Source organism: Micropruina sp. (assembly GCF_047606665.1).
In the GTDB taxonomy this organism is placed as follows: domain Bacteria; phylum Actinomycetota; class Actinomycetes; order Propionibacteriales; family Propionibacteriaceae; genus Micropruina.
In genome coordinates this window covers 43886-60953 of sequence record NZ_JASGEF010000010.1, presented here as the reverse complement: position 1 = coordinate 60953, position 17068 = coordinate 43886, and the positions used below count along the sequence as shown (strand labels likewise).

The window sequence follows — 17068 nt, the reverse complement described above, 5'->3', positions numbered from 1 at the left end:
CCGCCGGTGCTGCCACCGCCGGCGGGGCTGCCGGGGGCGCGGCCGCCGAGGGTCCGGACGGCCAGGGCGGCGCGATCACCGGAACGATCCGGGTGCCGCCGCCGGCCGGGACCGCCGTCGGAGGTGCGGCCGGCTGCGGAGGGATTGGCTGCGAAGCGACCGGCTGGCCGCGTCCGGCGACGTCGAAGATGTGGCCGTCGCTGGCCCGCAGATAGAGCACCGGGGTGCCCCATTCGACGTCGTTGTCGTCGCTGAACACCGCCACTCGTGCCTCGGCCAGCGCGGCGTCGATCGGGTAACCGTCCGCGATGGCGGCGTAGAACTCCGCTCCGAAGGTGGTCGCGGCCGCGTCTGTGATCTCGAACTGCATCGCCACCACCGCCGGAATGCCTTGGGCGACCAGGCTCTGCGCCACCCCGCCGAACGGGTCCGCGGGCGACTGCCGGGCGCCCTCGCAGGCGTTCAGCACGACCAGCCGCAGCGTGTCGTGGTCGTGGATCATGGTGGCCAGGTCGGAACCCGACACCAGGTGCGCCAGGTGATGGTCGTCCTCGAAGGCGAGCATGCCCTCGGCCGTGGTGTCGTTGAAGCCACCGTGCCCGATGAAGTGCAGCACGTGAAAGTCGCCGCGGCGCAGCGTCTGGCGCAACTCGGCCAGCGTCGCGTTCGCCACCACGGTGACGCCCACTTGACCGGACGCCTCGATCGACGCCAGCGCCGTCCGGATCCGCTGCACCTCGGCGCCGACGTCCAGGGTGGCCAGGTTCGTCGGCGAGGCGACCACCACCAGCACCTGCAGCGGCGGCGTGACCAGCAGCGGCTCCACCCGCCGGGGCTGCTCCAGGTAGCGCACCACCGGCGTCTTGGTGGAGAGCACCAGGAACTGCTTCAACCCGGACGGATACAGGTACTCCCAGGGGACGTCGGCCAGCTGCGGGGCGTCCCCGAGCCGCAACCGGATGCGTAACCCCTTGCCATCGGCGGCTGCGGCATCCAGGCTGCGCCGGAAGCAGATGCCCACCTCGCCGGCGAACAGGGCGTCGTAGAGGGTGCTGCCGAACTGTTTGGCGAGCTGCTGGGTGGGCGATCCGATCGCCCGGACGCCGGACCGGGTGCGGCCCAGCTTGAGGATCACGTTCTCCAACGCGTCCGGGTTGAACGGAAAGGTCATGGTGCCGGACGCCTCACCGGTGGGCGAGGCAACGACGGAGACCCGGTAGGTGTCGACAGTCGCGGTCGCCTCGACGTCGAGGTCGAAATCCAGGTAGTCCAGCGCCGCCACAGGGGTCTCCTATCCGGTCAGCCAGCTCGCGACCTGGGTGGCCACGTCACGTTGGCCGAAGAAGCTGCCGTGGTAGACCCCGCGCGCCTTCGGCAGGACGAGGCGGCGGTCGTCGCGGACCCGCATGGCGTCGTCGCCTTCATAGACCCCGGCAGTCGGCACCACCAGGTCGTTGGCGGCGCTGCCGAATACCCGGTCGACGACAACGTTCTGGACGTTCTTCAGCGCCATCGCCCGCCAGCCGCCGGACGGCGTGAAGTCGGCGGCGATGGCGAACTGGTCGGCGGGCAGCTCGGTGGCGTTGAAACCGGACAGGAAATCGCCGTCGGAATCCATCGCGGCCAGCCCCGGAATGCCGGTCAGGCCGTATTTGGCGATGATCTTCACCACCACCAGCACCGAGGTCAGGGTGGCCTCCACCACCGCCGCCGCACCGTCGGGCATCAGGTTGACCATGGTGGTCACCCGGTCGATGAACGGCACCAGATTGCTCGGCGTGGCCAAGGCGGTGCCGTGGTTGGCGCTCGCCACGTGCACGATCTTCCGGACGTCGAACACCGGGTCGCCGCCCTGCCCGGCCAGCGCCCGGCTGACCAGTCCGCCGCGGCTGTGGCAGACGATGTCGGCCTGAATCTGGACGCCGTCCGGGACCAGCTCGCGGACCAGGTCGGCGTTGCCGATCGGATCGACGCCGAGGGTGTGGTGGTCGATCGCCGCGACCCGTCCGCCGTAGTGGTCGCTCAATGCCGCCAGCAGATCGGGCGGGAACGCCTGGAAGGCGGTGTGGGTGTTGACGAAGGTGCCGTGCACGAACCACAGGCTCGGGCCGGACGCCAGCCGCCGCCAGTCGGCGTCGGCCAGGCTCGGCACATCGGCGCTGGTGTAGTTCGCCGGGGTGAAGCTGCGGGCCCGTGCGATCCGGGACTTCGACTCCCACAGCCGGGCGGCGGCGCCGGCCAACGGTGGCACCACCAGTTCGGCCAGCGGCAACGCGACCAGCTCGAGCACCTTGCGTCCGATCAGGCCGAAGACACCGCGGGTCGCGGCGGCGTCCGGGGAGTCGTCCGGGGTCGCGAATGCCGGCACGATGAACCGGACGACGTCGCCGGAACCCCGCGTGGTGGGCGCCAAGGCGTCCCCGGAATCGACCGGGAAGTTCCAGCTGACAACGCCGTTCTCGTCGACGGCCAGCAGCACCTGGGCAACGTCGTCACCCAGGTCGGGGACCGTGACCTCCATCCCGGGCACGTCCGAGACCGGGGCCCGCAGATCGCCGGACGGCGCCTGCGGCAGCGGTGCGACATCCAGCGTGATCACCCGCAGCCGCAGGAAGCCTTCCTGCGTGAACGCGGCGTCGAAAGCGGCGCCGGAGCCGTCCACTTCGGGGGCACGGGTGTCGCCGCCGGCGGTCACGTCGTGGGCCTCGGCCCGGCCACGCAGGCCGGGCGTCCGCATCGCGATGCCACGGCCGAGATTGACCTGCCGGGAACTGCCGTCGAGCGTGGCCATCAGGTGGTCTCCTGCCGGGAGAGGATCAGTCCGGGATGCCCGTAGTAGGCGTAGGCGAGCGGCGTGGTCTGGTCGTGCTTGGGGAAGGCGGTGGTGAAGCGGGCCCGGAGCTCGCGCATCACGTCGCCGACCGGACGGCCCTTGACCATCGTCTCGTCGTAGAAGGCGAGCGCGGTGTCCTTGGCGATGGTGTCGTTGACGTTCCACAACGGCGCGATGAAGGCGCTGGCACCGGCCCGCAGGAAGGCTGCGGCGAGTCCGCCTTCGATCAGTGCGCCGCCGGACTGGGTGGCCAGCTGGCAGCAGTTCAGGAACACCAGCGGCTTGGCGGCCTTGGTGAAGTTCGAGCCGATCACGATCGACTCGTCGATCCGGATCGAGGAGTTGGACAGCACGACGCCGCTGTTGACCGGCGAATCGGGGTCGACCTCGCCGTGCGAGGCGACGTGCAGCACCTGGGCGTCCACCGGCTCGCCGCGGTCGGTGAGCGTGCCCTTCAGCAGCATGGCGACCTCGGAGTCGATGGCCTTGACCCATACCGACGGCTTGTAGGTGTCGGTCAGTGCCACGCCCTCTTCCTTCGCCTCCTTCAGCGACTTCATTCCCGAACTAGGCCCGAACTCGCCGACCACCACGGCCAGCCCCTTGACCGTCATCGACTCCACCGGGGTGGCGGACGGTCGGCGCACCTTGGACGGCGTCTCCGGGCCGGCCGGACGCCAGCGTCCGACGATCACCTGAGCGCCGAGCAGTTGTGGCGCGGTCGGGTCGACGAGGCTGCGGTCGACGATGTATTCGTCGTCGGTGGCGGCGAGCTCCCAGGGCACCAGCGACTCCTGGGACACCAACAGCACGGTGGGCAGCCGGCCGGCGTCCTTGGCGATCCGCCAGACCTCGGCCAGCAGCGGCCAGAACGGCGGCCCCATGTTGTCGGCGATCTGGGTGGCGATGCCGTCGAGCTTCAACTCGGCGGTCTCGCTGCCGTCGACCTGCGCCATCTCGCGGATGGTGTGCAGCGCGAAGCTCTCGGCGGTCTTCCCCTCGATCCGGGTGATCACCTGCTCGTTGGGCAACTCGACCGGATGGTGGCTGACGAACGACCACAGGAAGGTGCTGTCGTCCTCGCCGCGGCTGATCGACACGGTCAGGTCGATCGGGACGCTCTGGTCGAGGTTCACCGCGACCTCGCCGCCGGACGTCGAGGTCGGCGCCTCGGCGGGGGCATCGGGGGTGACCAGCAGTTCGCGCCAGGCGGTGCCGACCAGCAGGCCGTTGAAGCTGTATTCGACCTCGATCCGGCCCTGCCACGGCCTGCTGACGTCGGGTGCGGTGAGGTGGAAGGTGACGAGATTGGCCGTGACGTCGTCCGGATCGAACGGAAGATCCTGGCGGACCTGGTCGACGGTGAAGCTCTCCGCCTTGATCTGCACCGTCAAGTGGCTGGTGGCCGGGTCGCGGGGGAGGTTCATGATCGCGCCCTGGACGCCGAGCTGCGCCTCTTTCGCTAGCCCGACGACGACCGGGAAGGCGGTCTTCGGGGCCACCGCCTCGGGCACGTCCACGCGCGGGTAGGCCTCGACCGTGGGAGCGGCGAGGGGCGCGGGCGTGAGGGGGGCGGCGGCCGGTGGCGGCGCGGCGGGCGGAGCCATCCGAGACACGTGCGACTCGACGTCGAAATCGACGCCGCGGGTGGGGCCGGCCTGCGGGTTGCTCACCATCCAGCCGACGGCGCGGCCGCCGTCCACCACCAGACCGGACCACTGTCCGCCGGCCACCTCGGGGTCGGTGAGCTGCCGGACCTCGCTGGCACCGTGTTCGTGCAAATCGAGCGATTCGCCCAACGGCATCTCCGGATCGAGGCCGGGTGCCATCACCCGCTCGCGATCCCATTCCTCCAGCGGGTACCAGAGAATGGCGCCGGTGGCGCGCGGGTCGCGGCGGCGCACCACAACCATCTCGGTGGGGCCGACCAGGTCGAGGGCCGCGCGTGCGGCGGCCAGCGTCATGGTGGCATCGAGTACAACGACCGGGTCCATCGACGACTCCTCTCTCGGGCGGATAGAGGCGGCGCAGCCGCGTGGTGATACGCGATCAGCGCGGACGCCAGACGCCTCCGCTGGCCGGGGTGGGCACCGGGGAGCCGACGGACGGCTGGATGGTGGTGACCGGCTCGCCGTCCCGGCCGTCCGGACGCGGCACGCGCACGGTGAAGGCGATGGACGCGAAGCTCAGCCGGAACTCGTCGAGGACGGCGTCCGCGGTGCCGGCGACGGTGTAGCTGCCGACCCGGACGTCGGTGAGCCGCACCTCGACGGCCGCACCCGATTCGCCCTGGCCTCGTTCCTGTGTGAGGACCGCCTCGGGAATCGCCCGGCCGGTCGCGCAGGCCTCGAACAGCCGCGGCGAGGCGCTGCCGGCCGGACAGCTGAGGGTGAGGTCGGTGAAATCGGGACGATTCGTTCGGGCACCGGTGCCGAACGCGCCGCTGGCCTGGCTGCAGCCGAAGCTCCAGCTGTCGATCTCGATGGCGCCTTGTCGGCGGGCCGCCACCGAATCCCCGGGGATGTCCGGGATCGTCAGGTAACTGGGCATCGAAGGCCTCCTACCTAGCTGGGGGCTAGAAGGTAGCGCCTGGCGGCCCGGCACGAAAGGGGGCTGAATTGCCTATTGCTCCTTCAGCGTCAGCCGCTGCCAGTACGCCGGGTAACGCTGTGTGCCGACCCGCTGCGGATTGGTCGAGATCATGGCGGTCTCGCCGTCCTGCGTCCGGTCGCTGATGTTGATGTTCGCGGCCAACTCCAGCCCGTCGCGCGGGGGCACCTGCGCGAACGGCCACACAATCCGGGCCGTCAGCAGGTAACCGCCGCCATCGGGGTCCTTCGCGACGACCGCACGGGTGTCGCCGACCTCGAGGCTCTTGTCGAACGAGGTGTAGCGGGTGTTGGGGCCTTGCACCCCCACCAGCGACTCCGCGATGTACGGGGGCCCGGCGGGAGGCGTCCGGTAGGCGAACATGTAGTAGCGATCGGACGCCCGCAGCGGATCGGTGAGCGATGTCGGCCGGATCAGGCCGAGTTCGACGGTGATCGCGTCGCCGCGCCAGATGGTGGCCGGGTCGGCACCGGGCTGGGTGAGCCGCGAATCGGTGACCTTCGCCATCACGTAGAGCGCGGTGTCGTCCCAACTCAGGTAGGTCTTGGCGGTGACGTTGCTGGTCGTCTTGGCGGTGGCCAGGAACCGCGCGTTCGACTCCGTGGTCCACGGCCAGGTGTTGGTGGTGCCGTCGAGCAGCTGGCTGCCTCTGATCGCGGTCAGCGTCGGCTGGTTCGGGTCCACCAGAGTCGGGGTGGGGGTCGGTGTCTGCGACGCCGGCGGCGGCGGCAGCTTGACGCACACCGGATCTGACCAGGCGGAATCCTTCCCGGCCCTGGTCACCATCAGCTTGAAGCAGACCGTGCGATCCGGATTCGTCGGGGCGAGGCCCGAGACGGTCGCCGAGTTCCGGTCGCCGGTGTATTCCAGAGGGTCGGTCGACACGGTGCCGTCGGGCTCCACCTGCTGCAACCGGTACTTGTCCGCGGACTCCAGCGGCTTCCAGTCCACCCGCGCGCTGGCCGGGTCGGTGGTGGTCCGCACCGTGATGACGGGCTTCGGCGGGGCGCCGCGGGCCGCCAGCGAGGGCGCTGCCGCGGCCGAGGTCGTCACGAACTGCGGCAGGATCTGCGGCGCCAGCAGGGTGAGCACCGAGAGCAGCACCACGACGGCGCTCGTCACCCCCATCCAGCCGGACGGCCGGTGGTTGAAGGCGGCGTCGACGCTCGCGGCCGGCTGGCCGTCGGCCCGGACGCCGTACACCCGGAACGGACGCCGGGCCGGCGTCCGCCATAGGAACGGCTTCTTGGCGATGGCCCGCACCTCGACGACGGACTGGCCGCCGGGCGGCAGCGTCACGCTCGCCGGGCGGATCCGGAAGCCGAGGGTCTCGTCGGGGTCGACGGCGTCCACCCGGAGCTGCAGGGCCGAGTTGCCGGCGTTGGCGAAGGTGACCTGGTGGCGTCCCTGCCAGTAGCCGGACGAGGTGGCTGGGGTGATGCTGGACTGGACGTTCGACACCTCGGCGACCTCGACGACGCCCTCGGCGACCGCGCTGTACTGCGGGTCGAGGGTCGAGCGGGCGATCACGCCGTAGCCGTGGCGTCCGCCGGCGACACCGGCACCGGCGGGCGGCTGGAAGGCGACCGTGACGCTGGCCTGCTGTTTCGGGTACACCGAGACCTCGGCCGGCTCGACCCGGGCCCAGGCCGCCGACGGGCCGAGCACCTGAAGCTGGTAGCCGTCCACGACGCTGCCGGTGTTGGTGATGGAGACCGCGACCCGCGTCTGACCGCCGGGCTGCACAGAGGTCAGTTCGGCGTCCAGGCTGATGAGGGGGTCGGCCACAGGCCGATCCTAATGCGCCATCACGCCGTTCTGGGTGCCTGATGGGGCACAATACGGTGCCCCGCGGCCGGCTCCGCAACAGGGGCCTGGCCCGCGAGACTGGGCGCATGATCCACGAGGTGGACGCGGCGCTCCGCGCGCTGATCGACCGCGAGACCGGGATCCGCGATGTCGAGGTGGTGTTCGACGCCCCGACTCGGGAGTGGGCCGGACGCCGCAACGCGCCCACGGTGGACGTCTACCTGTACGACATCCGGGAAGATCTGCGGCGCCGGGAGCGCGGCGTCCTCAACGAGTACAACGCCGACCAGACCCGGATCGTGGGCCGGCATCTGCCGCCGCGGCACTTCAAACTGTCCTACCTGGTCACCGCCTGGACCCAGCGGCCCGAGGACGAGCATCGGCTGCTGTCCGCGCTGCTCGGCGCGTTCCTGCGCTTCGATGCCCTGCCGGCCGACCTGCTGACCGGACCGCTGGCCGAGATCGGGTTGCCGGTGCCGCTGACCGTGGGGTTGCCGCCGCCCGAGGACCGCGGCTTCGCCGACGTCTGGTCGGCGCTGGGCGGCGAGCTGAAGCCGTCCATCGACGTAGTGGTCAGCGCGCCGGTCGACACCGGGCAGCAGTTCCCGCTCGGGCCGCCGGTGGAGGTGCCGCCGCTGTTCGTGATGAGCGGCAGCAACGGCTTCCCCGGCACCGAGAAGGCGACCCTGTCGATCGAGGGCGGCTCCGACGACGACCTTCCGGAGTCGATGCGGCGTGCCGGGACGCCCTCCCAGCGGGTCGGCGGCGGCACCGGAGCCGACTCGGCGCGGGTGGCGATGCGGAGGCGTCGCGGGCTGACCATCAAGCGGACGCGATGAGCGATTCGCTCGGGCACCTGCTCGGACGCGCGGCCCTGGTGGAGTGGCGGGTCCGGACGCTGATCGACGAGCGGCGGGCCGCCGATCCCAACCCGGACGATGCCTTCCGTGGCCTCTATCTCAGCGACGAGGTGGTCGATCACCTGCTGGACGCCGCCCCCGACCAGCCGGCGCCGGTGGCCACCGACCAGATCGCCGCACTCGACCGGGACGCCGGCCCAGACGTCCGGTTGCTCCGGCTGGCCCGGAACGCCGCTCTGAGCCCGCTCGATGTGGAACTGCTGCTGATCGCCGCGATGCCCGATCTCGACCCGCGGTTCGAACGGCTCTACGGCTACCTGAACGACGACGTCACCCGGCGGCGGGCTTCGGTCGGGCTCGCCCTGCAGCTGGCCGGGGCGTCGGTGCTGTCGGCGCAGGCCCGCGGACGCCTCGAGCCGAGCCGGCCGCTGGTCCGGCACGGGCTGGCGGTGGTCGAGGACCTCGACCGTCCGCTGCTCGGGCGGGCACTGCGGGTGCCGGACCGGGTGATCGCCCACCTGCTCGGCGACGACACCCCGGACGCCGCACTGGTCGGCGTCCTCGGCGACGCCGACGGGCATGCCTCGCCGCTGTCGGGGCAGCTGGCGGGGGCGTTGGCGCGCGGCGTCCGGTTGGTGCATCTGCGGGAACGGCTGATCGGCAGCGGGGTCGCCACGGCGTCCGCCGCATTGGCCGAGGCGGGACGCGGTGCGGTGGTGCTCGACCTGGCCCGGGTGGTCGCCGCTCCCGAGTCGCACGCGGTGATCCGGCTCGCCGTCCGGGAGGCGGTGCTGCGCGACGCCGGCTTGGTGGCCGCGCCGGTGGAGCAGCTGGCGCAGGCGCACCCGGACATCGTCCGCTGGCTGAGCGAGTCGGGCGTCCCGGTGCTGTTGGCCGGGGCGGCCAGTTGGGATCCGCAGTGGTCCAGCGCCAGCCCGTTGACCGCGGAGGCGCCGGTGTTCACCGTCGGCGACCGGCTCGGGTTGTGGGCCGAGCAGCTGGCCGGTGCGGGTGAGGCCGCGGGTGGGCTGGACCCGTCGGCGCTGGCCGGCCATCTCGCGCTGGGGCCGGCGCAGGTGCGGCGGGCGATCGAGGCGGCCGGCATCGCGGCGTCCCTGCGCGACGGGGTGATCACCGCCGACGATCTGCGCCGCGGCGTCCGGGCCCAGAACGCCGCCGGACTGGAACGGCTGGCCCGGCGGATCGAGCCCGAGGTGGGTTGGGACGACCTGGTCGTCGCGCCGCACGTGCGTCGGGCGCTGGCCGATCTGACCGCACGCGCCCGGCACCGGGACACCGTGCTCGCCGAGTGGCGGATGCGTCGCGGTGGAGGTCGCGGACGCGGGGTGACCGCACTCTTCGCCGGCGATTCCGGCACCGGCAAGACGCTGTCGGCCGAGGTGATCGCCGGCGACCTGGGCCTCGATCTGTACACGGTGAACCTGGCCACCGTGGTGGACAAATACGTCGGCGAGACCGAGAAGAACCTGGAACGGATCTTCGCCGAGGCCGGCGGGGTGAACGCTGTGCTGTTCTTCGACGAGGCGGACGCCATCTTCGGCAAGCGCAGCGATGTCAAGGACGCCCACGACCGCTACGCCAACATCGAGAGCGCCTATCTGCTGCAGCGGCTGGAGACCTTCGACGGGCTGGCGGTGCTGGCCACCAACCTGCGGGCGAACATCGATGAGGCGTTCACCCGCCGGCTGGACGCCATCATCGACTTCCCGACGCCCACCGCGGAGTTGCGCCGCGCCTTGTGGCAGCACTGTCTGGCCCCGCCGCTGCCGCTCGCCGAGGACATCGACCTGGACTTCCTCGCCGACGCGTTCGAACTGGCCGGCGGCAACATCCGGTCCGCGGCCACCACCGCCGCCTACCTGGCGGCCGCAGAAGGCACTCCGGTCACCATGCGGCTGGTCGTGGTCGCCGTCGAGCAGGAGTACCGCAAACTCGGCCGGCTGGTGTTGGAGCGCGAGTTCGGACGCTTCTACGCCGGCCTGTAAGGGCCGATCGCGGTGCCCGAAAGGGCAGCCGGATGTGCGCCGGGAGGGCTTCCGCCGGCAATAGTGCGGTGACAGGCTGAGCCAGAGTGCGCCAGGCCACGGCGCACAAAGGGAGGCGTCACCATGCACGATCACCTCACCGATGAGCGCATTGCGACCCTGCGGCCCAAAGGGGCCCGGATCGACGGCGATGCGGAGGCGATGGCCGGCAAAGCTGCCGGACACGGACGCCCCGACGTCCTCGACCCGGACGCCATCTTCGGCCTGCAGCGCTCCGCCGGCAACGGTGCGGTGGTGCAGCTGATGGAGGACGAACGCTCGCCGGTCCACGACGTGGTCAACTCCGGTGGGCGGCCGATGGAACCCGACGTCCGCGAGGACATGGAGGCCCGGCTCGGGCACGACTTCTCCGACGTCCGGATTCACGACGACGCGGCCGCGGCCGATTCGGCGAAGGCGGTCAACGCCCACGCCTACACCGTCGGCTCGAACGTGGTGTTCCAGCGGAACGCCTACGACCCGTCCTCCACCGAGGGCAAGACCACTCTGGCGCACGAGCTGACCCATGTGATCCAGCAGCGCAGCGGGCCGGTGGACGGGACGTCCGCGCCGGGTGGGATCAAGGTGAGCGATCCGTCCGACCGGTTCGAGCGCGAGGCGTCCGCCAACGCCGATCGGGTGATGGCTGGCCCCGCGCCGGTCCAGGCGCTCAGCGCGTCCGCTCCCGCCGTGCAACGGGAGGAGGCGGAAGAAGAAGAGGTCCAGGGCTCGTTCGTCCAGCGCGAGGAAGAGAAGGAAGAGGAGGAGCCGGTCCAGGGTCTCTTCGTGCAGCGGGCCGAGGACGAGGACGACGAAGAAGCCCCGGCCTGAGTTGTCCCCGTGCATGCTCCAGTGACGCAGGATCGGGTCCGCGCACCCGCCGATCAGGCATTGCGACGCGGACAGGCTTCGGCCCGCTCCCGTCCGCGCGCGCCGCTCGGTCCGGCAGCGATCCTCGAGCTGCAGCGAGCCGCCGGCAACGAGGCGATCAACGCGCTGATTCTCGGGCAACTGCGGATGCCCGGCCCGCAGGCCGCTCGGGACATGACGGACGCCCGAACCGAGCTGAACCGGGACGAACCGGCCGTCGACAAGGTGGAGAAGGGTCTGAAGGCGGCCCAGGCGCTGGGCATCCCGGTCGATCTCGACGGGGTGAGGCCGCCGGCGTCGGCGTTGGCCGTGACCAGCAGCGGGTTCGGTCCCGGCACCGTCCCGGCGAAGAAGCCGGTGCCGCCGCCGAAGAAGACCCCGGCGGTCAGCCCGCTCGGCAAGGCCGCCGCGAGACCGGCCGCCGGAGCGAAGAAGAACGCCGCCCCGGCTCCGGCGCCGATGGCGGCCGCGCCCGCGGCGGAACTGGCGCCGCAGACCGTCGTCGATCCGTATCAGCCGCCGGTCGCCCCCACCCTGGTCCGACCCGAGGACGACCCGGCGTTCGTCGCGGTCACCGGACGGGTCGCCACGACCGCGAAGCAGAAGCGGGCGCACGCCCCGGCGTCCGCGAAGGCCAAGGAGGCCCAGGACGCGGCAGTGCCGCCCGCCAACGACATCGGCTCCCAGGCCAAGGCCGCCAAAGCCGACACGATGGACGCCCAACGGCCGGGCAGCTTCGACAAGAAGGCGTTCATCACCGCGGTCAAGGCCGCGATCGAGGCGAAGACCCCCAAGACGCTGGCCCAGGCCGACAAGTACAAGGAGTCGGGCAAGACCGCCGAGGTCAAGGGCGAGATCAAGGGCATGGTCGCCGACGGGAAGGCGGGACAGGCCCACGACATCGCCGACGCGACCGCGGCCCCGCCGGATCAGTCCAAGGCGGTCGCCAAGCCGGTCACCCCGATGGGCGCTGAGCCGGCCGGCAGCGTGACACCGACGCCCGCGGCCGGAGCCGTCCCGAAGCCCGCTCCCGCCGAGCAGCTGAACCTGGCGGCCGGGACGCGTCAGGCCGACGACACCCTCGCCGAGGCGGACGTCTCCGAGAAGCAGCTGGCCGAATCGAACGAGCCGCAATTCACCGAGGCGCTCGCCGACAAGAAGGCCGCCGCGACCCAGGCCGAGGCGGCGCCGGCCGCCTACCGTGCCGAAGAGGCGCAGGTCATCGGCCAGGGCAAGGCCGAGGCGCAGACCGAGACCACCGCCGGCATGCACGGCATGCAGAGCTCGCGGGCCGCCGCGCTGGCCACACTGGTCGCCGACAAGGGCAAGGCGAAGACCAAGGACGAGGCCAAGCGGGCCGAGGTGACCAGCAAGATCGACGGCCTCTTCAACGCCACCGAGGCCGACGTGAAGAAGATCCTCGACGGCATCGATCCGAAGGTCGACAAGGAATTCAACGCCGGTGAGGCGGCGGCGCGCGCGAAATTCGAGAATTACGTCGACGCGAAGATGTCGGCCTACAAGAAGGACCGGTACGGCGGCTGGCTCGGCAAGTTCCGCTGGCTGCGGGACAAGATCAAGGGAATGCCCGCCAAGGTCAACGAGTTCTACGAGGCCGGCCGCGAGCTCTACCTGCAAGAGATGAACCGGACCATCTCGCGGGTCGCCGATATCGTCGGCGCCGACCTGACCGCCGCGAAGACCCGGATCGCCAAGGGCCGGGCCGATATCGCGTCCTATGTGAAATCGCTGCCGAAGGACCTGCAGAAGGTGGGCGCGGACGCGTCCAAAGAGATCGGCGACCGGTTCGCGCAACTGGAGAGCGACGTCGACTCCAAACAGCAGGAGCTGGTCGACACCCTGGCCACCAAGTACGTCGAGGCGCGCAAGGGCCTGGACGAACGGATCGAAGAACTGCAGGCCGAGAACCGAGGCCTGGTCGACAAGGCGATCGGCGCCATCAAAGCCGTGATCAACACCATCCGGGAACTCGTCGCGATGCTCACCGATGTGCTGGCCCGCGCGGCCGGCGTGGTCGGAGACATCGTCAAGGCGCCGGTGAAATTCCTCGGCAACCTGATCGCCGGCATCAAGGGCGGCATCCTCAAATTCAAGGACGACTTCCTCGGTCACCTGCGCCGCGGCCTGATGAGTTGGCTGTTCGGGGCGCTCGCCGAAGGCGGCATCGAGCTGCCCAAGTCGTTCGACATCAAGGGCATCATTGGCTTCCTGGCCTCGATCTTCGGGCTCACCTGGGCGAACATCCGCAACCGGGTGGTGAAGAAGATCGGCGAGAAGGCGATGGGCGCGGTCGAGAAGGGCGTCGAGATCTTCCAGGTGATCGCCGGACCGGAGGGCGTCGGCGGGCTCTGGCAGATGCTGATGGAGAAGCTCGGCAACATCAAAGAGATGATCTTCGACCAGGTGAAGGACTTCGTCCAGGACCGGATCATCTCGGCCGGCATCAGCTGGCTGATCGGGCTGCTGAACCCGGCCGGCGCGTTCATCAAGGCCTGCAAGCTGATCTACGACATCGTGATGTTCTTCGTGAACAACGCCGCCCGGCTGGCCCGCTTCGTCAACACCATTCTCGACTCGATGGCCGAGATCGTCGCCGGCAACATCTCGGCGGTGGTGAACAAGATCAACGACGTGCTCGGCCAGATGGTGCCGATCATCATCGGGTTCATGGCCAGCCTGATCGGGCTCGGCGGCATCGGGCAGAAGATCCGCGAGATCATCCAAAAGCTGCAGAAGCCGGTGAACAAGGCGATCGATTTCGTGATCAAGACCGGCCTGAAACTCGCCGGACCGATCATCCGCGGCATCACCGGCCTCGGCAAGAAGGTCAAGGCCAAGGCGGCCGCCGGCAAGGCCTGGGTGAAGGGGAAGGCCGAGGCGGGCAAGAAGTGGGTGAAGGACAAGGCCCGTGCCGGAGCGGCGAAGGTCAAGGGGAAGTTCGGCCGCGGAGCCGGCCCCGACGTGGCCGGCGGGCTGACACCCGCGGAGGTCAGGCAGCACGAACAGATCGCCGACACGATCGCGGAGGCACTCAACCGGCCTGGACGTGGCCAGGCATACCGAGACGTCCGCAAGGAGAAAGAGGAGCAGGCTAGGGAATTGATCCGGACGCACCAGCCCAAGCTGCGGTCCGGCATCGGGCTCTCGGTGAAGTTCGCCGATCCGACCAAGGATCAGGCCGACAACGACGTGGACTTCGAGGTGGTGATCGCACCCAACACCACCAGGCGAACAGGGGCGACGCCGCTGGACAACCGCTTCTACCCGAACGGCTTTCATCCGACCTCGCGTCCGCTCGACCTACTGTGGTTGGACGCGTCCCCGGCTACGGCGCTCGAGAACGAGCAGCCCGCCGATGTGCCGGTGCGGGTGGCCTTGGCCAAGGACGAATTGCGTCGCCGCTTCAATGCGCGACGGTCGGTCGTCACTGCTATGTTGCTGGTCAATGATGGTCAAGCTCCTCGAGCCTTCGCCAGCGCGGCCGCAGAAGATGCGCTGGGGCTTGAGGGTGGCCACATCGTTGATCGGCATGTGCTCGGGCCGCACCGCACCAGACTCGAACTCGCGGGTCGGATCCTGCTGCCCGGTCCGCAGCAGAACAACCGCTCCAGTGCCTTCCTCACTCCTGCCATGGCCAACGCAGCGATCGCGTCGTGGATGGCGACCACCGTCCAGGGTGCGAACTGGCCGGCCTTCCGCGATCTCATCCTTACCGCCGGGACCTACCAGGAGGCACTGGTGACACCGGGCGCCGCAGGGTGGGGACTGTCCTACCGCCGTGCGCCCGGGGTGGCGGTGCCGATCCAGAATGTGGCCGATCGCCCCTTGTCGCTGGGCGGGGCAGTCGCTCGCGACGCCTATCCCGGCGATCCGGCGGGGCATGGCAACCCGATGACCATTGAAGTGCCGTGCGACCGGATCACCGTTCGGGTGATCGCTCACGGCAGTGCACCCGGAGGCTGGTTCGTGCACAGCGCCTGGCCGGCCTGATGAGCGTCGGTCCTCGGGACCTGGACCAGCTGATCCAGGAGCAGAACGAACGTCGCCAGCGCGATCCCCAAGGCTTCCTGGCCGATGTGCTGGAGGCGGTCTGGCTGGAATCCGACGAGAGCCAGGTGGACGCGCTCTGGAGGCACCACCGAGCCTCCACCCCGTGGTGGACTGAGAATGCACTGCGGGCGTTCGAGGCGGTGCTCGCTGACCCCCCGGCGGAGCTCTGCGCGTGGATCGAGGCGCATGCCGGGCGCGGCGTCGACGACGACGGACGTATGTATGGCGGAGTCACCTGCCACGACTGGCTGGCGTTGCAGTTCGAGCGGGTGAAGTCTCTCCCCATGTGATGTGGGTCTCCCGCTTGGTGCGTTGCCCGCTCGGGCAGATCACGTTGCCCCCGGGTGTGTCCCGGTAGGCGTTCCGTCCCGCGGTCGGCCCGGCGACTCTTCTGTCAGGCCTTAGTAGAGGAGCGAGCATGCCGACCTATCAGTCTCCAGGGGTATACGTCGAGGAAGTGGCAGCGGGCGCCCGTCCGCTTGCCGGAGTGGGAACAGCCGTGGCCGCGTTCGTCGGCCTGGCCGAGTCGGGGCCGTTCAATCGGCCCACGCTGGTCAGCAACTGGACGCAGTTCACCACCACGTTCGGTGGCTTCCTCGCCGGCAGCTACCTGGCCCAATCCGTCTACGGCTACTTCATGAACGGCGGTGGCAACTGTTACATCGTCCGGATCGGCGAAGAGCCGGGGGCCGCGGCCGGACGCGGTGCGCCGGCCAGTCGGACCAAGGCGCTGCCCGGCGCCCCCTTCGCGCAACTCGGACGGCTGCGGGCGGCGGCCATCGACCCTGGCGTCCAGCCCGGTGACCTGACCGTCGAGATCGCGGACGCCGGCGGCGAGACCCCCAGCGACGACATGTTCCGGCTGCTGGTGAAGCGGGGCGGCGAGGTGGTCGAGGAGTTCGACCGGGCCACCCTGGCCAAGGGCAAGCAGAACGTGGTGACGATGGTGAACGCCGCTTCGAAGCTGATCAACCTGGAAGAGACGGCGACCGGACCGGTGGAGCGTCCGGCCAACACCCAGATCAGCCTGGTCGCGCCCCCGGCGCCGCCGCCGGCCCGGCTGAGCGCCGACGACTACGTCGGTGACGTCGCCGAACGCACCGGGTTTGCGGCCCTCGAAGCCGTCGAAGAGGTCACCATGCTGTGCGTCCCCGACCTGATGAGCGCCTACCAGCAGGGCGCCATCGACCTGGACGGGGTGCAGGCCGTGCAGACCGCGATGATCGCGCACTGCGAGCTGATGGGCGACCGGATCGCGATCCTCGACCCGCCGCCCGGATTCAACGCGCAGCAGATCAAGGAATGGCGGGTCGACAAGGCGCGCTACGACTCGATGTACGCGACGCTGTACTGGCCGTGGATCCAGACCATGAATCCGGTCACCGGCACGCTGGGCTATCTGCCGCCGGCGGGTCATATGGCCGGGATCTGGGCGCGCAACGACGCCGAACGCGGCGTCCACAAAGCACCCGCCAACGAGGTGGTCCGCGGTGCCATCGACATCGAGATCAACATCACCCGCAATGAGCACGACCTGCTCAACCCCGAGGGAATCAACTGCGTTCGGGCATTCGCCGGACGCGGCATCCGGGTGTGGGGGGCGCGGACGCTGTCGTCCGACCCGGCGTGGCGCTACCTGAACGTCCGGCGGCTGTTCAACTACCTGGAGGAGTCCATTCTCAACGGCACCAACTGGGTGGTGTTCGAGCCGAACGACCAGGCGCTGTGGGCCAAGATCCGGCGCACCATCGCCGCCTTCCTGGTGCAGGAATGGCGTGTCGGGGCACTCTTCGGCAGCACCCCCGACGAGGCCTTCTACGTGAAATGCGATTCCGAGACCAACCCGAGCGAAGGCATCGACGCCGGCCAGGTGGTCTGCGAGATCGGCGTCGCACCGGTCAAGCCGGCCGAGTTCGTGATCTTCCGGCTGGCCCAATTCTCCGGCGGAACCTCGCTGGTCAGCGAGTAAC

Annotated in this window: 11 protein-coding genes; 6 read left to right on the top strand and 5 right to left on the bottom strand. The window is 70.0% G+C overall.

The annotated features are described in order from the left end of the window. From QM619_RS02765 to QM619_RS02745, 5 genes are all read right to left on the bottom strand, one after another. The coding region (locus QM619_RS02765; RefSeq protein WP_415104077.1) for a CHAT domain-containing protein at positions 1-1282 on the bottom strand (1282 nt) is incomplete at its 3' end. Positions 1283-1291: 9 nt separating this feature from the next. Then, the gene (locus QM619_RS02760; protein WP_415104075.1) at positions 1292-2791 is read right to left on the bottom strand and encodes an esterase/lipase family protein; all 1500 of its coding nucleotides are present in this window, start codon (positions 2789-2791) and stop codon (positions 1292-1294) included. After that, positions 2791-4827: a CHAT domain-containing protein gene (locus tag QM619_RS02755; protein ID WP_415104073.1), complete on the bottom strand. Its 2037-nt coding sequence runs from the start codon at positions 4825-4827 to the stop codon at positions 2791-2793. Before QM619_RS02755 ends, QM619_RS02760 begins: the two co-directional genes overlap by 1 nt. Positions 4828-4882: 55 nt before the next feature. After that, positions 4883-5383, bottom strand: coding sequence for an Hcp family type VI secretion system effector (locus QM619_RS02750; RefSeq protein WP_415104071.1), 501 nt, complete (start codon positions 5381-5383; stop codon positions 4883-4885). A 72-nt stretch (positions 5384-5455) separates the two neighbouring features. Continuing rightward, on the bottom strand, positions 5456-7231 hold the full coding sequence (locus QM619_RS02745) for a sugar-binding protein (protein ID WP_415104069.1): 1776 nt from the start codon (positions 7229-7231) through the stop codon (positions 5456-5458). A 107-nt stretch (positions 7232-7338) separates the two neighbouring features. On the opposite strand from QM619_RS02745, the gene QM619_RS02740 reads away from it, so the two are divergent. The 6 genes from QM619_RS02740 (at position 7339) to QM619_RS02715 (ending at position 17067) form a co-directional block, all read left to right on the top strand. Then, positions 7339-8091: a DUF4255 domain-containing protein gene (locus tag QM619_RS02740; RefSeq protein ID WP_415104067.1), complete on the top strand. Its 753-nt coding sequence runs from the start codon at positions 7339-7341 to the stop codon at positions 8089-8091. Next, complete coding sequence (locus QM619_RS02735) at positions 8088-10118, top strand: ATP-binding protein (RefSeq protein ID WP_415104065.1); 2031 nt, start codon at positions 8088-8090, stop codon at positions 10116-10118. The genes QM619_RS02740 and QM619_RS02735 overlap by 4 nt, the downstream gene beginning before the upstream one ends. 123 nt (positions 10119-10241) lie before the next feature. Further along, entirely contained in the window at positions 10242-10988 is a 747-nt protein-coding gene (locus QM619_RS02730) for a DUF4157 domain-containing protein (RefSeq protein ID WP_415104063.1), read from the top strand. A 21-nt stretch (positions 10989-11009) separates the two neighbouring features. After that, complete coding sequence (locus QM619_RS02725; RefSeq protein ID WP_415104061.1) at positions 11010-15038, top strand: phage tail protein; 4029 nt, start codon at positions 11010-11012, stop codon at positions 15036-15038. Continuing rightward, entirely contained in the window at positions 15038-15388 is a 351-nt protein-coding gene (locus QM619_RS02720) for a hypothetical protein (protein WP_415104059.1), read from the top strand. Before QM619_RS02725 ends, QM619_RS02720 begins: the two co-directional genes overlap by 1 nt. A 128-nt stretch (positions 15389-15516) precedes the next feature. Then, positions 15517-17067: a phage tail sheath family protein gene (locus QM619_RS02715; protein WP_415104057.1), complete on the top strand. Its 1551-nt coding sequence runs from the start codon at positions 15517-15519 to the stop codon at positions 17065-17067. The last annotated feature ends 1 nt before the right edge of the window (position 17068 follow it).